Source organism: Colwellia sp. SU-HH01217, assembly GCF_057543495.1.
In genome coordinates this window covers 655,123-677,188 of sequence record NZ_BAAJLX010000001.1, presented here as the reverse complement: position 1 = coordinate 677,188, position 22,066 = coordinate 655,123, and the positions used below count along the sequence as shown (strand labels likewise).

Below are 22,066 nucleotides of genomic sequence, written 5' to 3'. Positions count from 1 at the left end.
TATGTCTAAAGAAACTATGTCAAGCGTAACAATACCAAGTTTAACAACTACCCCATTGCATATCGTTCATTTTGTACATTCTTTTTCGACAGGTGGTTTAGAAAATGGTGTTGTTAATATCATTAATAACTTAGCTGAAGATGAATATAAACATACAATTGTCTGTATAACTGATCACGATGAATCGTTTTATAAAAGAATTAACACTAAAAATACATCTATCATTAATTTACATAAGCCAGCTGGAAAAGGACTTATGTGGCTTTTCAATAGCTGGAAGTTATTAAGGAAACTAAAACCTGATATTTGTCATACTAGAAATTTAAGTGCTATAGAAGCTCAATTACCAGCAATGCTCGCGAGAGTTCCTTACAGGATTCATGGTGAACACGGTTGGGATGTAACTGACCTAGGTGGCACAAATAAAAAGTATCAACTATTACGGAAATTATTTAAGCCATTAATTCATCAATATATCGCCCTGTCTAAAGAGGCTGAACATTATTTATCTGACGTTATTGGTGTTAAAAATACCCGAATAGCGCGAGTATGTAACGGCGTTGATATAACAAAATTTATCGTGAATAAAAATAGGGCGCTGCTCCCTGATAACTTTACGGATGAAAAAAGTGTAGTGTTCGGCACTGTAGGTCGGTTAGCCGAAGTTAAAAACCAAACCTTGCTTGTTTCCGCTTTTCTTAACTTATGGCAAAGTTCTGCGGAATTACAAAATGTTTTAAGATTAGTTATTGTTGGTGATGGCGTACTATTACCTCAACTTAAAAAGATGGTAGAGGATGCCAGCGCAGATAAAGCGGTTTGGTTTGCAGGGCAACGCGATAATGTTAAGGAATTAATGAATCAAATGGATGTATTTGTTTTACCTTCGCTTGCTGAGGGGATTTCGAATACATTATTAGAAGCTATGGCATGTGGTTTACCATTTATCGCAACCAATGTTGGTGGTAACGCAGATCTAGCTTTACCAGAGCACAAGCAGTCACACATTGTTGATGTTAATCATAGTGACTCCTTAGTGGCTGCTATGAAATTTTATATAAACGCACCTGAATTGCTATCAAAAGACAGTAAATTGGTGCGAAAATATTGTGAAGAAAATTTTAGTATTGAATTGATGGTTAACAAATATCATCAACTGTATCAAAAAAATAATTATGAAAGGGATAACTAAATGTGCGGCATAGCGGGTATATTTCACTTAACTTCAGAAGATCAAATAGATCCTGAAGTAATAGCTAAAATGAATGATCGACAAATACATCGTGGTCCAGATGCTGGCGACTATTTTTTTGATCCCGGAGTGGCATTAGCTCATCGCAGGTTATCCATTATCGATTTAGAAGGCAGTCCGCAACCAATGATGAGCGCTTGTCAGCGAGCGAATATCGTTTTCAATGGTGAAATATATAACTATAAAGAGCTACATCAAGAATTAACAGAAAAAGGTTATACCTTCAATACGCACGGTGATACAGAAACTATTTTAAATGCTTATTTAGAATGGGGTGTTGATTGCGTGCATCACTTACGGGGTATGTTTGCCTTCGCCATTTGGGATCGAAAAGAGCAATGTATGTTTATCGCTCGTGACAGACTAGGCATTAAGCCATTTTTTTACACGCTATTAAGTGATGGGCATTTTGCTTTTGGTTCAGAATTAAAAGTATTAACAGAGCATACGCTGTTTGATAAATCGTTAAGAGATAATTCCGTTGAAGATTATTTTACTTTTGGCTACATCCCAGAACCTCATACTATTTATCAGCATGCTTATAAATTAACACCAGGGCATCGTTTGTTATTGAAAAAAGGTGTCGAGAGTATTCCCGCCTCAGAAGAATATTGGGATATACCAACAGAAACTGATAACAGTTTAACGAAAGAAAAAGTCAACGATGAATTAACTGATCGCCTCACTGAAGCAGTTAACATTCGAATGGTAGCAGATGTTCCTCTAGGCGCTTTTTTGTCAGGAGGCGTAGATTCAAGTGCCATAGTGGCATTAATGTCTGGTTTACAAAAAGATCCTGTTAATGCCTGTTCAATAGGTTTTGACGTTAAAGAGTTTAATGAGACTGACTTCGCCATAGAAGTTGCTAAACGCTATAAAGCCAACCATAGAATAGATATTGTTGATCAAAATGATTTTGACTTAGTTGACCAACTAGCCGCGTTATACGACGAACCTTATGCTGACAGCTCTGCCATGCCAACCTTTCGAGTATGCGAACTGGCGCGAAAACATGTAACTGTAGCATTGTCAGGCGATGGCGCAGATGAGTTATTTGCAGGCTACGGCCGATATCGTTGGCATATGAACGAAGAAAAAATTCGTCAAATGCTGCCGTTAAACTTAAGAAAAGCTATTTTTAAACCGTTAGGAAAAATATACCCTAAATTAGATTGGGCACCTAAATTTTTAAGAGCTAAAACGACCTTTCAATCAATGGCCATGGACACTATTGAAGGCTATCACAACTCAATTTCTATATTGAGAGCAGACGAACGAAGTAAATTGTTTTCAACGTCTTATAAAGAATCATTAAAAGGCTACAGCTCACTGGCGGTTTTTAAGCAGTATAAAGATAAAGTTAAATCCCTAGATCCCATGAAAATTGCCCAATATCTTGATATGAAAACCTACCTTGTTGGCGATATATTAACAAAGGTTGACAGAGCTAGTATGGCGCACAGCCTAGAAGTTCGGGTGCCTTTTTTAGATCATAAGTTTGTTGAGTGGGGCTTTAGTGTGCCTTCTGAAATTAACTTAGAACAAGGCGTGGGTAAAAAATCATTAAAAAGAGCTATGGAGCCGCATTTGCCTCACGATGTGTTATACCGTAGAAAAATGGGATTTTCAGTGCCGTTAGCTGATTGGTTCAGAGGACCATTAAAAGAAAGATTATATAAAGGGCTTTTGTCCGATCAAATAGCAAATAGTGGCTACTTTAATCAAAAGCAACTACGTACATTAATCGACCAACACGTTAAAGGCGTAAGAGACAATAGCGCGCCATTGTGGACACTGTTAATGTTTGAATCGTTTTTACGCCAAAATAATATTGGGGTGTAAAGGTGAAAATTTTACACGTACTCGACCATTCTATTCCATTACACAGTGGTTATACGTTTCGCACACGTTCTATTTTAAAAGAACAGCACAAGTTAGGGATTGAAACTTGTCATGTTACTAGCCCTAAACACGGTAATAGCACGGCAGAAGTAGAAGAGGTGGATGGTTTAACTTTTTATCGTAGTGCGCCAACTTCTGGCTTACTCTCTAAATTACCCGTATTAAATCAAATGGCAAATATTGCCCCTATGGTTAAGCGGATATTAGAAGTGATTGAAATTGAAAAACCGGATGTTATTCATGCTCATTCTCCCGCACTAAATGGTTTAGCTGCTCTAAAAGCTGGACGAAAGTCTGGCTTGCCTGTTGTTTATGAAATTAGAGCTTTTTGGGAAGATGCCGCAGTCGACCATGGCACCTGCAAAGAAAATGATTTACGTTATACGTTAACCCGAAAAATGGAAACGCATGTCGTAAAGTATGCAGATGCTGTGACGACTATTTGTCAGGGCTTAAAAAAAGATCTGATAGCGCGAGGCTTTGATAAAGAAAAGTTTACCGTGATTGCGAACGCCGTTAATATTGAACAGTTTGATGTTATTAAAGAAAAAAATAGCCAGTTAGAAACTTCATTACAACTAGAAAATTGCCAAGTGTTAGGGTTTTTAGGTTCATTTTACGGTTACGAAGGCATTGATTTAACGATTGCTGCTATGCCCAAAGTGCTTGAAAAAAATCCGAATACTCGATTATTACTGGTTGGTGGCGGTCCTCAAGAAGCCAACCTTAAAATGCAAGTTAAACAACTTGGTTTGGAAGATAAGGTAATTTTCACCGGGCGCGTACCACACAGCGAAGTGAGTAAATATTATAGTTTAGTCGATTTATTAGTTTATCCGCGCAAAGCGATGAGACTTACCGAACTAGTAACACCGCTAAAACCACTCGAAGCAATGGCGCAAGGTAAAGCCGTTTTAGCCTCAGATGTTGGTGGGCATAAAGAGTTAATTTCTGATAATGAAAATGGTTTTTTGTTTGCTGCCGACAATGTTGAACAGCTTGCAAAACGCATTAATGAATTAATTCAAACTCCTGACTTAATAAGCAAAGTGTTGCTGAACGGTCGAGAATTTGTTGAGGATGTCCGTAACTGGACAAACAGTGTAAGTAATTACTTACCTGTATATAAAAGCTTGATAGATGGCAACAAAAATCAGTCGACGGTAGATCAATAATCATGAGCAGCTTAAAAAAAGTGGTGATTGTTGGCCCTTTACCGCCACCAGCAGGCGGCATGGCGAATCAAACGCGCCAGTTAGCTGCATTTTTAAAAAGTGAGCAACTTGAGGTAGACATAGTTCAGGTGAACGCTGCCTATCGACCGTCTTGGGTAGAAAAAATTCCCGTTCTGAGAGCTTTTTTCCGTTTGTTTTTTTATTTTATTGCATTGAAAAAGCAATGCCAATCAGCTGATGTTATTCACATTATGGCTAATTCAGGTTGGTCCTGGCATTTGTTTGCTGCACCTGCGGTATTTGTAGCGCGACAATTAAATAAGCCCATTATTATCAATTATCGAGGTGGTTATGCTCGTGATTTTTTTAATCAGTCTTGGTCACGAGTTGAAAAAACACTAAACAAAGCGCAAGCGGTCGTCGTTCCTTCTATCTTCTTACAGGAAGTCTTTAATGATTTTGGGCAAGAAGCTCAAGTTGTACCTAATGTACTAGATCAAAGCTTGTTTTTTGCTACCGATAAACCGTTCAACTCAGATGCCCCACATTTAATCGTTACTCGTAATTTAGAGGCGATTTATGACGTTGCTACTGCGGTTAAAGCTTTTTCATTGGTTAAGAAAAAGTATTCCAATGCGCAGTTATCTATTGCTGGCACAGGCCCTGAATTAGCCAACTTACAAATATTAGTAACGCAATTAAATATAGATAACAATGTTAATTTTACTGGTCGATTATCACCGAAGGAAATGGCAACACTTTATCAAAATGCCGATGTTATGCTAAACACTAGTACGGTAGACAATACGCCTAACTCCATTATTGAAGCATTAGCCTGCGGAACACCTGTGGTATCGACCAATGTTGGTGGCATTCCCAAATTAGTCACTCATGATCACGATGCACTATTAATTAATGCCGGCGATGATCAACAAATGGCGCTTTTGGTAAATGCATTATTAGAGAAAGAGTCATTAAGAATAAAACTAATTCAAAACGGTTTAACAACCATTGAAAAGTTTTACTGGTCAAATGTTTGGCAAAGTTTAAAAGCTTGTTATGATGAGGCGATTGTTAAAAACAATAAAAATATCACGCTAGCCAATAGTCGAGCACCAAAATGATAAAAGGAATTTATACTAAGCTTATCTCTGCGGTTTTATTTCCGTTGCATGAAAAGCTGAAAAAGCACGATACCGTAGCCATTAAACAAGGCTTAGAAAAAAGTCAGTGGCTAACAACTGCTGAGATCCTTGATCAGCAAGAAATAAGACTGGCTCAATTTATTGAACATTCAGTTAAGCACGTTCGATACTATCAACAATTATTTAACACCCTAAAGTTACAACCTACAGATATTAACAGCCGAGCATCGCTTCAAAAACTGCCATTTCTTGATAAAAACACTATTAGAGAGAACTTTACTCATTTTAAAGCCGATAATGCCGGTCCAACTAGCTCATTTACTACAGGTGGCTCAAGTGGTACACCATTAACCTTTTTGTTAGGCAATGAGCGTGTCAGCCATGACGTGGCTGAAAAGTGGCGAGCTACTCGGTGGTGGGGAGTGGATATTGGTGATAAAGAGATTGTTGCTTGGGGATCGCCTATCGAATTAGGAGCGCAAGATAAAGTACGAATTTTAAGGGATAAACTTTTTCGCTCAACACTTATACCTGCTTTTGATATGAACGAAACCAAATTGCTTAATTTTATTGAGCAAATACAGTCGATCAATCCTGAAATGTTATTTGGTTATCCTTCAGTATTCAGTTTAATTGCTAAAACAGCGAATAGTCATAACATCGATCTATCTTCATTGAATATTAAGGTTATTTTTGTCACCTCAGAGCGTTTATATCCTTATCAGCGAGAGCTTATAGAATCGACTTTTAAAGCACCAGTAGCTAATGGTTATGGTGGTCGAGATGCCGGCTTTATTGCCCATGAATGTCCACAAGGCAATATGCATATCTCAGCAGAAGATATTATCGTTGAAATTATTAATAGCAAAGGCGAAGTCGTACCTGATGGCGAGCAGGGCGAAATTGTTATTACCCATTTAGCGACATCAGACTTTCCTTTTATACGTTATCGTACAGGAGATATTGGTGCACTAGATACCATTAAGTGCAGTTGTGGTCGAGGCTTACCAATTCTTAAAGATATTGAAGGGCGCTCAACTGATTTTGTAGTCGCTGAAGATGGCACTATGATGCATGGTTTAGCGCTTATTTATATTTTACGAGAGCTTGACGGTATAGAAGAGTTTAAAGTGATTCAAGAGACTAAGTTACACACTAAAGTGCAACTGGTCTTATCAAAAATAGATAAACGTGCCGAATCTCCATCACCATCAAATGAAGAATCCTCACTATGCTCAAGTGTCGCGACTTCGTCATCCTCAAAGTCACTAGTTGAGGATCCACAGCTCAGCAATAAAATAATCAATGGCTTCAAAGCACGCTTAGGAGAAAACGTAATTATTGACATCGAAATAGTTGAAAAAATTGCAGCTGATCAATCGGGAAAGTTTCGTTATATCGTAAGCAAGGTAACGAGTTAACTATGATAGACAGTTTATTTTTATTAATAGATATTGCCGCTATGGTATACCTTATGTACTGGGCAGCAAGTGATAATAATGAAAAGGGGGGTGATGAATAATGCGTGATTTACTCCTAGTTATTTTTCTATTTATCACAATTTATTACAGCTTTAAAAAGCCTTATATTGGAGTCGCCGCATGGATATGGATTGCTTTAATGGCTCCTGCATCTTGGGCTTTTGGGTTTTCAAATAGTTTACGACTTAATCTAACGATAGTTATTGTTGTCGTAATGTCCTACATATTTTCAAAAGAAAAGAAAAAAATAGGTTTAACAAATATACACTTTTGGGTGTTTTTATTTTTATTTTGGATGTTTATATCTACCATATTTAATATTTTAATAGATGGTAATTACGCATGGTTAAAACTTATTGAGTTTACAAAAGTTATTGCCTTATTCTTTTTTATCACGTTAGCCGTAAGAACAGAAAAAGCGATTAATACTCTAGTATGGGCCATTATACTCTCTATATCTGCTTATTCAGCAATGGAGGCAACTAAATTTATATTATCAGGTGGAAGTTATCGCGTAGTTGGTAAAGCAGGGATTATTGCAGATCGAAATGATTTAGCTGTAGCTATCAATATGTGTTTACCACTTATTTTTTACTTGTGGTCGGTCACTAAGCATCAAAAATTGAAACTAGGGTTATTGATTTTAGGAGGCTTGAATATTGTAGCCATTGTCGGTACGTATTCTCGTGGGGGGTTTATAGGGTTATCAGTTTTAGCTTTTGCAATGTGGTTGAAATCTAACCGTAAATTTATTCTCTTTATAGCTGCCATTATATTGCTTCCTAGTATTTATGCGGGTGCACCAACAGAGTGGAAGGAACGACAAGCTACTGTAGAGACCGCTTCAACAACCGATGGTTCCTTTATTGGACGCTTGTGGGCATGGAAAATTTCTACACTAATTGCAATTGACAACCCAATGACTGGTGGGGGATTTAAAGCAACAACGGATCCCTTGTTATGGCAAATATATGCCCCTGAAACACCTAACTTTGGCTTAATTGAAACTCCGCCTATTCCTGAAACATTAAGACCTAAAGCTGCGCACAATATTTATTTTCAAGTATTAGCTAGTGCTGGCTTTGTCGGATTATTTCTCTTTGTATATGTATTGTTCGTGTCATATCGAACGTGTACTAAAAATATTAAACTTGCTAAGAAGCACAATCAAAAATGGCAAGAAAACTTATCGAGAAGCATTGCATTATCTCTTATTGCTTATGGTATTACAGGGCTGAATGTTAGTTTGGCGTATTTTGAGCTTGTTTACGCATTAATAGCGATTATTGTAGTGATTAAATTGAATTTAACTGAACAGACAAACACGTTACTTAAAAAGGGGGATTATTCTTGATAATAATTGAGCAAAGAATATTTTGTAATTTTGCTTTTTATTCTCAGTATAAGTACTAAGTAATAAAATAATTAAAGGGGTTAAAATACAATAGCTGATTACCATAAGAGGTATAGAATCTTTTATAGGAGCGACAGCATAAATAAAATACATTATTGGCATATGGTAGAGATATAAAGAAAAAGTATGGGCAGATAAATAGCGAATAATTTTACCAGCAGCATCATTAAATAGTTTTCGTTGAGAGAGTATTTTGGCACTTGCAAATATATGTATAGAAACAAAGAAAGCTAAAAAATAATCGCTTGTAAATTTTTCAGCTGGCTCAAGTAGGTAATTATATGCCTCCGCGGTAAAAATATACTGAAAATAACAATTGATTTCGTCTTGAATTTGAATAATGCCAATTATACATACGGTAGAAGATAAATAGAGATACCAGCATATATAATTAGACCAATTAATCCGTTTTACTGCAAGAAAGCTTACAACACCCAATAGCCAAATAGGTAAGTATAAGACAATACTTGGCCCCATTAGTAAAAGTATCAATAGTAGTAATAGATATTTATAAGTACTTTTACTATAAAATAAGATTCCAAAGAAAACATAATAAAGAACTTCATATCCTAGTGACCAATAAGGAGCGTTTGAGAACAACTTTATACTAATCCAGCTTTGATTTGTAAAAGTAAGCGCAGAAATAATAGTAATAAATGGACTAATTAATACACTCTCAATATCCTTGAAAGCATCAGGATTTATAAAATGACCTAAATAGTAGAGGCAGACAGTTAATATGATACTAGGTATTGCAACAGAGTAAATTCTTGCCATTCTATTAACAGTATAATTGAAAGCACTTTCTTGCTTATCAAAGCAAACATAAGCGATTACAAAGCCAGATAACACAAAAAAGAAAACAACGGCTTCATGACCTAAGCCTGCTAATTGCCACAAATACCCTCCTGTAAATCCTGGTATATGTGATATAAATACCATTACAGCGGCTAAAAATCTAAATAAATCTAAATATAAGGAAAAGGTTTTATTCATCGGGTAAATTCTATTACTTTGTTATATAAGATAGTACTTTTTGAATAATCAATGCTTCAGCACTTTGGGGCTTTTTAGCAATAAACCAGAGAAGGGGTACTAATGTTAAGTAAATGAGGGCGCCTATAAAAATAATACTGATAAAATTGAAAAAAGTAACCGTACCTTCATTCACTACAACGTGAATATTAAAATCAAAAAATATCCAGTACGTTATTAGAAACATAAATATACTGGATAATAACGGCCTCCATAATACTGATAAATATTCAGTTAAAGATAAATTGATCTCTCTATTCAGTAAAAAAATATACAATGGAAACATGATTAATGCGGTAATTAATAACGCGATAGGCATGCCAATAACGCCATATACACTAATCAAAAATATCATCAATGAAATTAATATTATCGCTCTAAAAAGGCTAATTAGCGCATTAACCTTAGGCTTGCCTTTTGCTAAAAAAATGTAACCTGCATTTGTATTAATGCATATAAATGCGTAGGCAATACCCAATATCTGAATTAAAGGAATAACGGCTAGCCATTGATCACCTAACACAATTGGAACTAAATAAGGGGCTGTTAACGAAATACCAACACTTGCGGGTATGCCTAAAATAGCGATAAATGACAAAGCGTTTAAAAAAAGCCCTTTTAATGCTTCATTATCGTGAGAAACTTTAGCGTAACCGGGATAGGTTGCTCTATTGATGGCTGCTACCATTTCGGTTGTAGGTAAACTGGCTATTTCATCAGCAACAGATAATAGTCCTGTATATTTTGCGCCTAATGACTTACCAACTAACAAATCTTTTAATCTTACGTTTGCATAATTGAGTAAACTGCCGAAAAGTAGCCAAGAACTAAAACTGAATAACTCTTTGAGTTCAGACAAGCATAGTTTTGGTCTAAAATTAGAAAATGCATAGCTTAGTATTGATTGAGATGCACTAGTAACAAACATACCAAAAATTAATGCCCAATAGCTTTGGGTAATAACAGCTGCGAAAATAGTGGTAATAACGGCTAAAACCTTAGGAATAGACATATAAATAAACTCGCGTTTAAAGTCGAGGTCTTTTCTAAAATTCACTATGCCTATATTAACAGTGCCGTTAATTACAAAGAGCCCTGAAATAATTTGCCCAAGCAGTGCTAATCTTGTGTCTGAAAAAGCGGTTGCCAGGTAAGGTGACGAGAAATACATGATGATGGCAGCAAAAATGCCAAACATAAGCTGTATGGTCCAAGTGGTATGATACATTGCTTCACTTGGGTTTTGCTTTTGAATTAATACCACGTCAAAGCCAAAGGCTTTTAACATTTCAATTAGCGCATATATCGACATTACGATAGCCACTAAACCAAAATCTTCTGGGGTTATTAAACGGGCTAGAACTAAAGTACTAATTAAACCTAGCGATTTAATAAAAAACCTAAGTAGGACCATGGTAATGGCACCACTAAATATTTTTTTATTTAGCTCGTTCATTGTGCTAATGAACGTTTTAATTCATTAATTTTATTCTTTAAGCCGGGTAAAGGATGATTTGCATTATAAGCAATGTTAGCGTGCTTCTCTGCTTTTTCTAAGTCGCTTAATTCTACATATAATAAGCCCAAATTATAATTAACTTCAGGATCTTTGGGTTTAAGTGCTAAAGCTAAATGGTACTGCTTCAATGCCGATGGATAATCGGGCAGTTTTTGTAAGTGTATTGCATATAGCATATGACTAATATGATCTTTAGGTTGAAAAAATATAGCGCGCTTAAAATAACAATCTGCACTGTAATATTGAGGAATATACCTAAAACCAGGCGCTAGATTTTTTATGTCTCGACTTTCTAATTTTGATACTGCAAATAACGCAGGATGATAATTGGGAATTGCACGTAATGTGTAATCAATATCGGCATGAGGGGTAGTGTTAGTTTGACCACTCGTTAAATTAGCGACATTTTTTGTGAAGTGGGCTCGAATAACAATAGGAAGCTTCTCTTGATGTTCAGCTTTCGTATAATCCCAAGGTCCATAGCTATTGGCCAATGTACTACCAGGGTATATTCCACAAGTATTGTTATCTCTATCCGCCGCAGAAGTGTTTAAAAAGGGAAGTAATAAACACATGATTAAACATCTTTTTAACATGTAAATCTCTATCGTTTTGCATTGTAAACGGATAGTATACGGTAAAGTAAAAAATTGTGAACTAATGAAGGACTATTGTTTGTGTCAGAGTCAAAATCTGTACTTTATATTGCTTATCACTTTCCCCCCATTCTTGGCAGTAGCGGCGTACATCGTACATTAGCTTTTACTCGGTTTTTACAGCAACAAGGTTGGCAAACCACTGTGCTCACTGCGTCAGTTAAAGCTTATGACCACTGGGAAGCAGAGCAACTAAAATTTATTCCCAAAGAACTTAACGTTATTCGTGCATTTGCGCGAAATACTGCCAAAGATTTAAGTTTTAAGGGAAAATACTTCTCATGGATGGCACTGCCTGACAATTGGCAGAGTTGGATTGTTGGCGGAGTATTTAGCGGTTTAAAAGCAATTAAATATCAACGGCCTAATATTATCGTGTCGACATACCCCATTGCCAGTGCACATGTTATTGCTTATCTTGTGCATAAAATTACCGGGATTCCATGGGTGGCAGATTTCAGAGATCCTATGGCACAAGACGACTACCCGACGAACAAAACCAAAAGAAAGCTTTTTAATTGGATTGAAAAAAAGGCAATTAAGCACTGTAAAGCTATTGTGTTAACTGCACCCGGTGCTGTTACCTTTTATCAAAATAAATATCCACAAGTAGCAAAAGGGTTATGGCAATTAGTTCCTAACGGTTTTGATCAAGAAATTTTTAATGGCATAACACCAGATAATATAATGCAAGGTAATCAAAACAATCAATTGGTTCTACTGCATAGTGGTGTTATTTATCCTTCAGAGCGCGATCCTAGCTCGTTATTTAAAGGCATTGCCGCTTTAAAGCAGACAGGGCTGTTAACAAAAGAAAATTTTCAGTTAAGACTAAGAGCTACAGGTCATGATCAATTATTTCAACCTAAATTACAGGCTTTAGGTATTGACGATATCGTACGCCTTGCCCCTGCAATTAGTTATAAAGCCGCACTAAAAGAAATATTAACAGTAGATGGTTTATTGCTTTTACAAGCTGATAACTGTAATTCTCAAATACCCGCTAAAGCTTATGAATACATTAAAGCTAAAAAGCCCATTTTAGCGTTAACTTCAGAACAGGGAGACACGGGAAAACTGTTAGCGGCTATCGATGCGTGTTGTCTTTGCCCTTTAAATGATGAAAATAAAATTAAGGAAACGTTGACTGAATATTTACAAAAAATTAAGCAGAATCAATTTAACTACCTAGACGATGACGGAATTTTTCGTTATTCAAGGCAGTACCATGCTCAAGCATTTGAAAAAATACTCAACCAGTCTTTAGCTCAGCAGGGTGATCATAAAACAATCTAGTTGCAAGTTATTGTCTATTTACTGACAATAGCCCATATAGCGATAGTTAAAAATAAAGGATAAGCAGTGCAACAACAAAATAATACGGAATTTAGCAGTGTAATTAACACAACAAGTAATCAACTGCATTGTAATATTGTTACAGCTAAACCCCATGAAATATTTCAAAACAAACAAGTGTCGGTTGTTATTTGTGGTGATGTTTTTTTAACTGAAAAAAATACCAAGGCTGAAAAAGTTGCCAATTTTTTTGTGCAAAATAACAACAAAATTGATGTTTTGTATCAACAGCTTTCTGGGCAATTTTGGTTAGTTCTTATTGATAACAGTAGCGGTAAAAGCTTTGTTTTTAACGATCACTTTGGTATACAACCTTGTTTTTATACGCTGCAAGCTAACACGTTATACGTGAGTGATTCTCTTAAAAAATTAAAAAATGTTGAAGGATTAACGCTTAGTATTTCTGATCAAGCTTTGTTTAATTACATGTACTTTCATAACATTCCTTCGCCTAATACCATATTTGAACAAACGTCAAAGTTAGAACCAGGTAAAGCAATAATCTTTGATCAACAAGGCGCGTCAAGTGAGCAGTTACTCTATCAGCCAGTGTTTAAGCAAAAAAGTGGTGAAAGCGCTAAAGTTGATAGAGCATCTCAGTATGAACAATGCTTGAGTGTAATTGACCATGCAGTAAACAAGCACAGTTCTGACAGTTGTGGTGCTTTTTTAAGTGGCGGTTTAGACAGCTCAACAGTAGCAGGTATGCTGGCGCGTCATCAAACGCCGGCCAAAACTTTTTCTATCGGTTTTAATATTGATGGTTATGACGAAACACCTTATGCCAAATTAACTGCTAAACATTTTGGTAATCAGCATGAAGTCCTCTATTTACAACCAGAACAAGCGGCTGCGGAGTTTGTTAAAGTCGCCCAATATTTTGACGAACCTTTTGGTAATTCATCGGCAATGGCGGCTTATTTTTGTGCGAAATTTGCCAAATCATTTGGCATAGAACGCTTATTAGCGGGTGATGGTGGTGATGAGTTATTTGCAGGAAATGAACGGTATGCGAAACAAAAGCAGTTTGAATTTTATCAACAAATTCCTCGCGCTATTCAAGGGGGAACTAAAGGCTTATTGTGTAATACACCAGTAGGAAAATTGCCTTTGTTCAGTAAAGGGGCGAGTTACATTAATCAAGCTGAAGTGCCTTTGCCTGATCGACTTGAAACTTATAACTTTTTAAATCGTTTTAAACTTAAATCTATGTTTAATGATGACTTTTTAACTGGTGTAGATACTCAGCAACCCATTGAACAACAAAGAAAAAGGTTTAATGAGTGTTCCAGTGAACATGTGGTTGACCAACTTTTATACCTTGATTGGAAGTATACGCTCGCCGATAACGATTTAGTTAAGGTGGGTAGAATGTGTGATTTAGCAGGAGTGGATGTACGCTTCCCGTTACTGGATAAGTCGTTAGTCGATTTTAGCTGTACAATTCCTGCAGATATTAAACTGCCTGGTGGTAAGCTTAGGCATTTTTATAAAGAAAGTTGTCGTGGTTTTCTTCATGATAAAACGCTCACTAAAAGCAAACATGGTTTTGGTTTACCTTTTGGGGCATGGATGAAAGAAAATGATGTACTTAAAGAAATTGTAATGGATAATTTATTGGCATTTAAAAACCGAGGTATGGTTAAAGATAGTTTAATAGACAATGTGTTAGATGCACACCAAAGTGTTCATGCCAGTTATTATGGTGAGCTAATTTGGATTATGGTGGTATTAGAACTTTGGTTGCAACAATAAGATATTGGCTATGATACATAAACTATTATCTTTAATGGGCGCTTTGCTCGGTAAAAATAAGCTCAATATATTAATTTACCATCAAGTTTTTCAGCATAAAGATGTAATGCGTCCATCGGAGCCCGATGCTGAAACATTTCGTTGGCAAATGTCGTTGATTAAAAAACATTTTAACCCCATTTCGATCACTGCTGCTTTAGCGCATCTTAAAGAAGGCACATTACCCAACAATTCGGTTTGTATTACCTTTGATGATGGTTATATTAATAACCTTGAAGTCGCCGCGCCTATACTAAAAGAGTTGAATATTCCTGCAACAGTCTATATTGCAACAGGTTTCTCGAAAGGAGAAAACATGTTCAATGATAGGGTGATCGACCTTGTCGCGGATAATAATATTACTACTTTGAATTTAAAGGCATTAGGTGAAAATAACATTCAGCTAGGTAAGGTAGAACAAAGAATAAAAGTAGCCCATCAAATAATTGCTCAATTGAAATACTTGCCAATCGATGAACGAAAATCACTAATTAATGATATCTATCGCGATAATGCTGGCGTAGAGAGTCAGGCAAAAATGATGACAATGGCGCAAATTAAACAGCTGTCAACGCTTGGCATTGAAATAGGCGCACATACAGTTGATCATCCAATTTTGAAAGTATTAACGGCTGAACAACAAAAAGCTCAAATAATGCAATGCAAAAATGATTTACAGCAATTGCTTGGTCAGCCTATTAAGGGCTTTGCTTATCCAAATGGTAAAATTGCTGTAGATTATGATGAAGTCACAAGGGACATTGTTAGTGAACAGGGTTTTGATTATGCGGTTTCAACTAATTGGGGATACTCTACCCAAGACACTGATAAATTTCAATTGAACCGTTTCACGCCTTGGGATACCACACCGGTGAAATTTCATATAAGACTTATACGTAATCTTTTAGGCGCTTAGTCGATGAAGTTTTTGCCTCCTTTAGCCGACGCTAGCAATTACCCACCGCAAAAAATTAGTGCGCTGCCAACAAATAAAACAATTCCTAATGTTGAAGATAAAGATTTAACTCGAAAACTACCCGAAAATGTGACTTGTATAGGGGTACTTGATCATGCAAGGACAGGGTTGTATGTTATTGCAAAAGCTATAACCTCTCAAAAAGTATGGCTGCCAAGTTATCATTGTCCCGCGTTAGTGGAGCCTTTTCTCTATGCGAATAAAACCGTTAGTTTTTATCCGATAAATGCCAACTTAACCCCTGATTTTTCTTTTTTGGCAGAAAAAATGCAAACAGGTGACACTTTGGTAGGCATTAGGTATTTTGGCTTTGATTGTAAAATAGAAACACTTGCCAAGCTTTGTAAGCAGCATGAAGTGTTGTTGATTGAAGATTTAGCGCATGCTGCATTTTTTAATCGCTTGTGGGCTGATGTTGCCGTTACGAGTTTAATTAAGTTTTATCCGGCGCAGACCGGCGGCGAATTGTTAGTTGCTAAGAACAGTAAATTATTACCGCAGTTATCTACAACGTTGAAAGAATTACCCAATTATAATCTGGTTCAGTTTAAAACGTTAATGGCTAAAATAGTGCGTAAGTTTATCCCCAAGCAAGAAGATATTTATCGGTATTTTCGCAAAAGTCAGTGCAGTGGAAATATTAAAATAGACGACTTAAGGCGTATTCATTTACAAAATCAAGATGAAATAATCTTAACAAGACAAAAAAATTATCGTTATTTAGCGACTAAGTTAACGACTAGCCCTTGGGGGCAAGTATTAATACCAGAGTTACCTGACAATGTTGTTCCTTATGTATTACCTTTTTTACTTACTGATAATAAAGGCTTTGATCATATTCGTAATAAAGGGATTCAAATTTATCGTTGGGAAGAAATGGTGAAAACGGAGTGTAAGATAAGCACTGATTATCGAGAAAATTTGGTTCAGTTACCTTGCCATCAAGACTTATCAAAGCAAGCGCTTGATTATATCGTTGCTGTTTTAATGGAAAACTTAAATGAAAGTACATAATTGGCAAGTAACACGGCTAAATGAAGATGATGAACATTTTTGGCTTGAATGGCAAAAATTATTTATTCAATGTCATGCACACAATCCGATGTTAGACACTCAGTTTGTTCGTGCTTTAGTAGAATACTTTCCTGCGAGTATTTATGTAGCAAAGGGAATCAATTCAGGCAATGTTGTTGCATTATTATTATTAGAAAAACAAGCGTTTGGTCAATGGAAAAATTACATGCCAAGCCAAAGCCAGTTAGCGTTAAATTTAATTACAGCTAAGACCGATTGTAATTTAAAAGAATTAATAAAAGCCATCAGTGGGTTTGTAATAAAGCTAGATCTTTATGGTTTAGATCCTCAAGAACACATGAGTTTAATTAATAGCGTTGAGCATTCACAAAAATATGCAGAGAATATTAAGTTACAGATTAAGGGTGATTTTAATGACTATTGGCAAGGGCGAGCAAAACGATTACGTAAGGATATTACTAAAAGCATTAATCGATTAGCAAAAGATAAAGTGATAGTCGAAAATAAGATCATTGTTAATGAAGTTGAAGCAGCTGTTGATCGTTATGGCATGCTTGAAAGTCAAGGTTGGAAAGGGAAAAATGGTACGGCTATTCATCCGTCAAATACTCAAGGCCAATTTTACTTAAGTTTAATGAAGGAATTTGTAAAAAATGCACAGGGCTTGGTTTTTGAAAGTTATATTGAAGATCAGCTAGTTGCTGCTCGACTTTGTATTTTTAATAAAGATACATTAATTATTTTGAAAACGACCTTTGATGAAAATTTTAGCCAGTATGGATTAGGTAACTTTAACCGATATAAATTAATTGAACATTTGTTTAATCATCGTATTAGTCAGTGTGTAGATTTTTATACCAATGCAAGTAAAGATCAGCTTTATTGGTCAACTGAACAGCGAACTATGTACAATGCATCAACTTATAGGCCCTCAATGTTAAGTGCAGGAATTTTAAGACTTAAACGTATGAAAAACTATTTATTGTCGTTTAACAGGACAAACAAATGAAGTTTAGTGTTTTAACAAGTAACGATAACTTAGTTAATGTTAGAGTAAACAATGCTCCTTTGTTTAATAGAGCTGCTTGGTTTTCACTATTCGAACAATTTATTTGTACTAATACCTCACTAGTAAAAACCTTTTCATTTACTAGCCCAGGAAATAACTTCTACCTCCCTTTGATTGCTCAAAAGCAACAATTAAAAAGCTTAACTAACTATTATAGCCCGTTTTATAAAATGTTCGGTAACGCAGAGATTTCACCTATTGAGCATAAAGAGGCTATTTTATCATGCCAAGCAGAATTAAAAGCTTATAGCGTAATTGATTTGGTGCCTTTGTATCAGTCAGACGCTAATGTTTGGCAAGAAGCTTTTGATAATATAGGGTTCAAAAGCTTTCGCTATCAACACTCTATAAATTGGTATCATGACAATATTACTGACGTTGATCAGTTTTGGTCGTTAAGGCCAAGTAAATTAAGAAACACAGTAAAGCGTAAAAAAGCTAAATTAGAAAAAACAGGTGAGTATTATACTGTTATGTGTGCTGTACAAAGCATCACTGAACTTAACCTATTTCTAGCGCATTATCATCATGTTTATTATGACAGTTGGAAACAAGTCGAACCTTATCCTGCTTTTATCGATGCTATTGTAAAGTACGCTTGGCAGCAGGGAGAGTTACGATTAGGCTTGGTGTACCACAAAGAACAGCCAGTCGCCGCGCAAATTTGGTTTGTTAATGGGGCTACGGCATATATTTTTAAATTAGCATATCGTCGACATTATACTAAAACTAGCGTAGGAACCGTGTTAACGGCATTTATGATGGAGCATGTTATTGAACAGGATAGCGTTAGTAGTATAGATTTTTTAACAGGTGATGATGATTATAAAAAGGATTGGATGCAATCCAAAAGAGATTTAGTGGGCATTCAGGCATGTAACTTACACACCTTTTCAGGTCAAAGTCATTATGTAAAAAATATGTTTTCAAAATTTAGAAAATCATTAACAAGATAACGTAAAAACCATACAATAGGGGTTAGTTACTCTTTAAAAAAAACAAATAGGGAAAATATGTCACTACAACAAGAAATTAAAACACTATTACAAGATGCATTACAACTTGATGATGTAGCAGAGTGGGATAATGATACGGAAATTTTAGGTGCTGTTGCCGAATTTGACTCTATGGCAATAGTTACTGTGTTAACTATGGTTGAAGAGAATTACGGTATTATGATCGAAGATGATGAAGTAAGTGCTGAAGTGTTTGAAACTTTGGGCTCATTAGTCGAGTTTATTAAAGAAAAGTTAGCTTAACTTATGCTTAAAGGTCACTTTATTTCGACTGAGCAAGGTCAGTTGTTTATTACTCAGTTTGGTGATCTAACCTCAGATACGGCTGTTTTATGCCTGCCTTCCATTACTGAAGAACTTAACCTCTCACGAGCAGTTGTTGCCAAACAAGCACAACAGTTTGCTACTCAAAACACCCCTTGTATTATACTTGATTATTTTGGTACAGGTGACAGTGAAGGGGAGTTTGAACAGGCTAATTGTGATATTTGGTTAGACAATATTCTAGCAACTGCAGATTGGTTGAAACAACAAGGTGTGCGTAAAATTATCTTGTGGGGAGTTCGATTTGGTGCATTATTTATACTATCTCACCAGAAAAAACTCCATGAGGCTATGCCAATTATTAAACAAATATTATGGAAGCCGGTTACTAACGGAAAACTTTTTGCTGGTCAATTTCTTCGTATTAAGCAAGCCAATTCGGTGATCAGTGGTAGCGAAAAGGTGAATTGGCGAAACCATATTTTGGCAGGCAATAATACCGAAGTGGCGGGTTATTTAGTGACTGAAAACATGTTGCAATCAATGGAGTTATTGCAAATATCGCCTGACTTTCAACCACTTTCAAAATTGCACTGGTTTGAATTAGCCGTTAAAGAAGTAACCCCATTAACCAAGAGGTTGTCCGCCAACTGGCCTGAAACAAGCGCCCAAATATACTGTGTTGAATGTCCTTCTTTTTGGCAAGTGCCAGAGGTTTTTTCATTACCTCAACTAATGCAAATTACTGGCGAATCTATCAATAGTGACCAAGTACGATGAAACAATCAATAAACGAGCAAGCAGTTACTTTTACAGTAGAGAGTAATCAATTACTTGGCATTAGCCACTTAGGCGATTCCAGTAATACTACTGGCGTATTAATTGTTGTAGGAGGTCCGCAATATAGAGTAGGTAGCCACCGCCAATTTGTACAGCTGTCTCGTTCACTCGCCAATAATGGGTTTAGCTCAATGCGATTCGATTGCACTGGTATGGGGGATAGTTCAGGCACTAAAAAAAACTTTGATAATCTCTGTACTGATATTGCAGGCGCTATAGATGCTTTTATTCAAATACAACCTCATCTTAAACATATCGTTATTTGGGGGCTGTGTGATGCTGCTTCAGCTGCGCTAATTTATGCTTATAAAGATACTAGAGTAACAGGTTTAGTTCTGCTTAATCCTTGGCTGAGAAGTGAACAAGCGATGGGGAAAACGATGATGAAGTATTATTATTTACAACGTTTATTGTCTAAAAGCTTTTGGACTAAGTTGCTAAGCGGAAAAGTTAATATTGCATCGAGCGCTCGTGACGCAAAGGGGTTTGTGAAAGATAGCGTTGTTTCAAGTAGCGAAGTAGAGGGCAGCTATCAATCACTTATGCTTTCAGGGTTACAGGCTTTTAAAGGCAGGGTATGCTTAATTTTAAGCAGTGAAGATTTAACTGCGCGAGAGTTTGAACAACAAACTAATCAAAATAAAGCATGGGAAAAGTTAAGAGTTCCTGAAAATGAAATTAATCGTATAGCTGGCGCTGATCATACGTTTTCTTCACTTGAATTTAAGAGGCAAGTGGAAGCTATTACGTTAAGTTTTGTTAAATCAGAGATTCCGACTTAACTCACAATCAGAATGACGTAGTATTGGCATTACCTTAATACCGAAAGGGATTAGTTACGCGATATCAATGCGCTGGTTGGGGTGTTATTAAAAGTGTCAATGCTTGCGCCGTGTTGTGCTTTTATTCTTCCATCGAGATAATTGTCATAAATTTTGGCGGAGCTTTCAGGATACCTCACATCTATACCTAAACTGTTGGCGATATAGTTTGATTGTATTCGGGTGTCTAATCCTTTGTTGATATAAATAGCAACATCATTTTTGCAGTTAAGAATGGTATTGTTCTGGATTAGCCCACCTTTGTGTTCATATTCACACGCTTGATCCATGCAGTATTTTTCTCCAGTACCGCCATTACCAAGCGATATGCCAATGCGGACATCGTTTGGTGAGGTATGAGGTATCCGCCACTCGCAAGCCACTAAATTGTTTTTAATAATACCGTTTGTACTGGCACCTTTTAAAAATAAACCGTAGGTAATACCTTCGCCTTTTCTGCCATATTTACCAAAGTCTGCAATAAAATTGTTTTTAATGACCCAGTTTTTTCCGCCAACCACGTCTATCGGTGAAGCTGGTGATGTGGTATTTCTTTTCCATTCGTTATAAAAATTATTATGTTGAATTGAAACATTGTCAGGAAAATGGCCGGAGCCTCCTTTAGTAAATATTCCGTTTGATTTTATGTGGGCATTAAAGTTAATAAACTCATTATGGCGAATATCAATATGATCAGCATTTTTAGCTAAATGTATGGCGTGTTCTTGGGAATCAATATTATTTTTTTTACCACGAAAAATAATATTTTCAATAATTACATAAGGAGATGAGATCAAAAAACCTTCATGAGTATTCATTTCAAAAATAACCTCGCCTACTTTATCTGCTTTTAAAATAACGGGGGCATATTTCGCTCCTTTTGCTTTGAACTCGATATAATTTCCTGAAAATTTATAAGTTCCCGGCAACACATGAATACTAGTATCAGCCTTGCTTGTACTTATTGCTTTAATGATCTCTTCAGATGATTGTACGAAAAGGTGAGTGCTGACTAAGGTATCATCATATTGATGATATTCACCTGTGCCGACTTCTCTTTTTTTTCTATTTAGCGGTGTGTGTTGATAGCTTGGGAGTATTAGTGTCGCTTTTTTCATGGCGATTAATATTAATTTATGAAGACCACTATTTTGACTAATATTACGTTGAGTATATTTGTTAATGTTGATGTTAAGCTCGTACAACAAAGGGGAGAAGTAGCTATAAGTTAATGCGGCTAAAGTGACGATTATTAGAGGGTACTTGAAATACTTCACGTTTATTTGCTTTTAAAGTAACTATGAGAGCAATAATTA

At 36.1% G+C, this 22,066-nt stretch carries 19 protein-coding genes; 15 read left to right on the top strand and 4 right to left on the bottom strand.

Features of this window, described 5'->3' with window-relative positions; translation table 11 throughout:
- The first annotated feature begins 1 nt into the window (after window position 1).
- The 6 genes from AC27G3_RS02875 to AC27G3_RS02850 all read left to right on the top strand — a co-directional run bounded on the left by AC27G3_RS02875 (window position 2) and on the right by AC27G3_RS02850 (window position 8,309).
- Window positions 2-1,192: a TIGR03088 family PEP-CTERM/XrtA system glycosyltransferase gene (locus AC27G3_RS02875; protein WP_487118593.1), complete on the top strand. Its 1,191-nt coding sequence runs from the start codon at window positions 2-4 to the stop codon at window positions 1,190-1,192.
- On the top strand, window positions 1,193-3,094 hold the full coding sequence (locus AC27G3_RS02870) for an XrtA/PEP-CTERM system amidotransferase (RefSeq protein ID WP_487118591.1): 1,902 nt from the start codon (window positions 1,193-1,195) through the stop codon (window positions 3,092-3,094).
- A gap of 2 nt (window positions 3,095-3,096) precedes the next feature.
- The gene (locus AC27G3_RS02865; RefSeq protein ID WP_487118590.1) at window positions 3,097-4,329 is read left to right on the top strand and encodes a TIGR04063 family PEP-CTERM/XrtA system glycosyltransferase; all 1,233 of its coding nucleotides are present in this window, start codon (window positions 3,097-3,099) and stop codon (window positions 4,327-4,329) included.
- A 2-nt stretch (window positions 4,330-4,331) separates the two neighbouring features.
- Entirely contained in the window at window positions 4,332-5,453 is a 1,122-nt protein-coding gene (locus tag AC27G3_RS02860; protein ID WP_487118589.1) for a glycosyltransferase family 4 protein, read from the top strand.
- Window positions 5,450-6,895 (top strand): phenylacetate--CoA ligase family protein, encoded by a 1,446-nt coding sequence (locus AC27G3_RS02855; protein WP_487118587.1) that lies wholly within the window; start codon window positions 5,450-5,452, stop codon window positions 6,893-6,895. The genes AC27G3_RS02860 and AC27G3_RS02855 overlap by 4 nt, the downstream gene beginning before the upstream one ends.
- A 100-nt stretch (window positions 6,896-6,995) precedes the next feature.
- A complete protein-coding gene (locus AC27G3_RS02850) occupies window positions 6,996-8,309 on the top strand; it encodes a putative O-glycosylation ligase, exosortase A system-associated (RefSeq protein WP_487118586.1) in 1,314 nt (437 codons plus the stop codon).
- On the opposite strand, the gene AC27G3_RS02845 is transcribed toward AC27G3_RS02850, so the two are convergent.
- Genes AC27G3_RS02845 through AC27G3_RS02835 form a run of 3 tightly spaced genes read right to left on the bottom strand, consistent with a single transcriptional unit; the run spans window position 8,283 to window position 11,519 of the window.
- Window positions 8,283-9,365: an acyltransferase family protein gene (locus AC27G3_RS02845; protein ID WP_487118585.1), complete on the bottom strand. Its 1,083-nt coding sequence runs from the start codon at window positions 9,363-9,365 to the stop codon at window positions 8,283-8,285. The genes AC27G3_RS02850 and AC27G3_RS02845 overlap by 27 nt on opposite strands.
- Before the next feature lie 13 nt (window positions 9,366-9,378).
- Window positions 9,379-10,860, bottom strand: a complete 1,482-nt coding sequence (locus AC27G3_RS02840) for a lipopolysaccharide biosynthesis protein (RefSeq protein WP_487118584.1) — start codon at window positions 10,858-10,860, stop codon at window positions 9,379-9,381.
- Window positions 10,857-11,519, bottom strand: coding sequence for a tetratricopeptide repeat protein (locus AC27G3_RS02835; protein WP_487118582.1), 663 nt, complete (start codon window positions 11,517-11,519; stop codon window positions 10,857-10,859). Before AC27G3_RS02835 ends, AC27G3_RS02840 begins: the two co-directional genes overlap by 4 nt.
- 81 nt (window positions 11,520-11,600) lie before the next feature.
- On the opposite strand from AC27G3_RS02835, the gene AC27G3_RS02830 reads away from it, so the two are divergent.
- From AC27G3_RS02830 to AC27G3_RS02790, 9 genes are all read left to right on the top strand, one after another.
- Window positions 11,601-12,875, top strand: coding sequence for a glycosyltransferase family protein (locus AC27G3_RS02830; protein ID WP_487118580.1), 1,275 nt, complete (start codon window positions 11,601-11,603; stop codon window positions 12,873-12,875).
- Between the two features lie 66 nt (window positions 12,876-12,941).
- Window positions 12,942-14,690 carry an asparagine synthetase B family protein gene (locus tag AC27G3_RS02825; RefSeq protein WP_487118578.1) on the top strand — a complete coding sequence of 583 codons (1,749 nt, stop codon included), beginning with the start codon at window positions 12,942-12,944 and terminating at the stop codon, window positions 14,688-14,690.
- Window positions 14,691-14,700: 10 nt separating this feature from the next.
- The gene (locus AC27G3_RS02820) at window positions 14,701-15,645 is read left to right on the top strand and encodes a polysaccharide deacetylase family protein (RefSeq protein WP_487118576.1); all 945 of its coding nucleotides are present in this window, start codon (window positions 14,701-14,703) and stop codon (window positions 15,643-15,645) included.
- Between the two features lie 3 nt (window positions 15,646-15,648).
- A complete protein-coding gene (locus AC27G3_RS02815) occupies window positions 15,649-16,719 on the top strand; it encodes a PLP-dependent aminotransferase family protein (RefSeq protein ID WP_487118574.1) in 1,071 nt (356 codons plus the stop codon).
- On the top strand, window positions 16,706-17,749 hold the full coding sequence (locus AC27G3_RS02810) for a GNAT family N-acetyltransferase (protein WP_487118572.1): 1,044 nt from the start codon (window positions 16,706-16,708) through the stop codon (window positions 17,747-17,749). Before AC27G3_RS02815 ends, AC27G3_RS02810 begins: the two co-directional genes overlap by 14 nt.
- Window positions 17,746-18,765, top strand: coding sequence for a GNAT family N-acetyltransferase (locus AC27G3_RS02805; protein WP_487118570.1), 1,020 nt, complete (start codon window positions 17,746-17,748; stop codon window positions 18,763-18,765). The genes AC27G3_RS02810 and AC27G3_RS02805 overlap by 4 nt, the downstream gene beginning before the upstream one ends.
- Window positions 18,766-18,822: 57 nt before the next feature.
- Window positions 18,823-19,068: an acyl carrier protein gene (locus AC27G3_RS02800; protein WP_487118568.1), complete on the top strand. Its 246-nt coding sequence runs from the start codon at window positions 18,823-18,825 to the stop codon at window positions 19,066-19,068.
- 3 nt (window positions 19,069-19,071) lie between these two features.
- Complete coding sequence (locus tag AC27G3_RS02795) at window positions 19,072-19,869, top strand: alpha/beta hydrolase family protein (protein WP_487118566.1); 798 nt, start codon at window positions 19,072-19,074, stop codon at window positions 19,867-19,869.
- Window positions 19,866-20,711 (top strand): hydrolase 1, exosortase A system-associated, encoded by an 846-nt coding sequence (locus AC27G3_RS02790; RefSeq protein ID WP_487118564.1) that lies wholly within the window; start codon window positions 19,866-19,868, stop codon window positions 20,709-20,711. The genes AC27G3_RS02795 and AC27G3_RS02790 overlap by 4 nt, the downstream gene beginning before the upstream one ends.
- 50 nt (window positions 20,712-20,761) lie before the next feature.
- On the opposite strand, the gene AC27G3_RS02785 is transcribed toward AC27G3_RS02790, so the two are convergent.
- Window positions 20,762-22,027, bottom strand: a complete 1,266-nt coding sequence (locus AC27G3_RS02785; protein WP_487118563.1) for a right-handed parallel beta-helix repeat-containing protein — start codon at window positions 22,025-22,027, stop codon at window positions 20,762-20,764.
- Between the last annotated feature and the right edge of the window lie 39 nt (window positions 22,028-22,066).

Excerpts from the sequence above, each read along its gene's own strand:
- AC27G3_RS02875 (WP_487118593.1), top strand. The coding sequence starts at position 2 with ATGTCTAAAGAAACTATGTCAAGCGTAACAATACCAAGTTTAACAACT.
- AC27G3_RS02870 (WP_487118591.1), top strand. The coding sequence starts at position 1,193 with ATGTGCGGCATAGCGGGTATATTTCACTTAACTTCAGAAGATCAAATA.
- AC27G3_RS02860 (WP_487118589.1), top strand. The coding sequence starts at position 4,332 with ATGAGCAGCTTAAAAAAAGTGGTGATTGTTGGCCCTTTACCGCCACCA.
- AC27G3_RS02855 (WP_487118587.1), top strand. The coding sequence starts at position 5,450 with ATGATAAAAGGAATTTATACTAAGCTTATCTCTGCGGTTTTATTTCCG.
- AC27G3_RS02850 (WP_487118586.1), top strand. The coding sequence starts at position 6,996 with ATGCGTGATTTACTCCTAGTTATTTTTCTATTTATCACAATTTATTAC.
- AC27G3_RS02845 (WP_487118585.1), bottom strand. The coding sequence starts at position 9,365 with ATGAATAAAACCTTTTCCTTATATTTAGATTTATTTAGATTTTTAGCC.
- AC27G3_RS02840 (WP_487118584.1), bottom strand. The coding sequence starts at position 10,860 with ATGAACGAGCTAAATAAAAAAATATTTAGTGGTGCCATTACCATGGTC.
- AC27G3_RS02835 (WP_487118582.1), bottom strand. The coding sequence starts at position 11,519 with ATGTTAAAAAGATGTTTAATCATGTGTTTATTACTTCCCTTTTTAAAC.
- AC27G3_RS02820 (WP_487118576.1), top strand. The coding sequence starts at position 14,701 with ATGATACATAAACTATTATCTTTAATGGGCGCTTTGCTCGGTAAAAAT.
- AC27G3_RS02815 (WP_487118574.1), top strand. The coding sequence starts at position 15,649 with ATGAAGTTTTTGCCTCCTTTAGCCGACGCTAGCAATTACCCACCGCAA.
- AC27G3_RS02810 (WP_487118572.1), top strand. The coding sequence starts at position 16,706 with ATGAAAGTACATAATTGGCAAGTAACACGGCTAAATGAAGATGATGAA.
- AC27G3_RS02805 (WP_487118570.1), top strand. The coding sequence starts at position 17,746 with ATGAAGTTTAGTGTTTTAACAAGTAACGATAACTTAGTTAATGTTAGA.
- AC27G3_RS02800 (WP_487118568.1), top strand. The coding sequence starts at position 18,823 with ATGTCACTACAACAAGAAATTAAAACACTATTACAAGATGCATTACAA.
- AC27G3_RS02795 (WP_487118566.1), top strand. The coding sequence starts at position 19,072 with ATGCTTAAAGGTCACTTTATTTCGACTGAGCAAGGTCAGTTGTTTATT.
- AC27G3_RS02790 (WP_487118564.1), top strand. The coding sequence starts at position 19,866 with ATGAAACAATCAATAAACGAGCAAGCAGTTACTTTTACAGTAGAGAGT.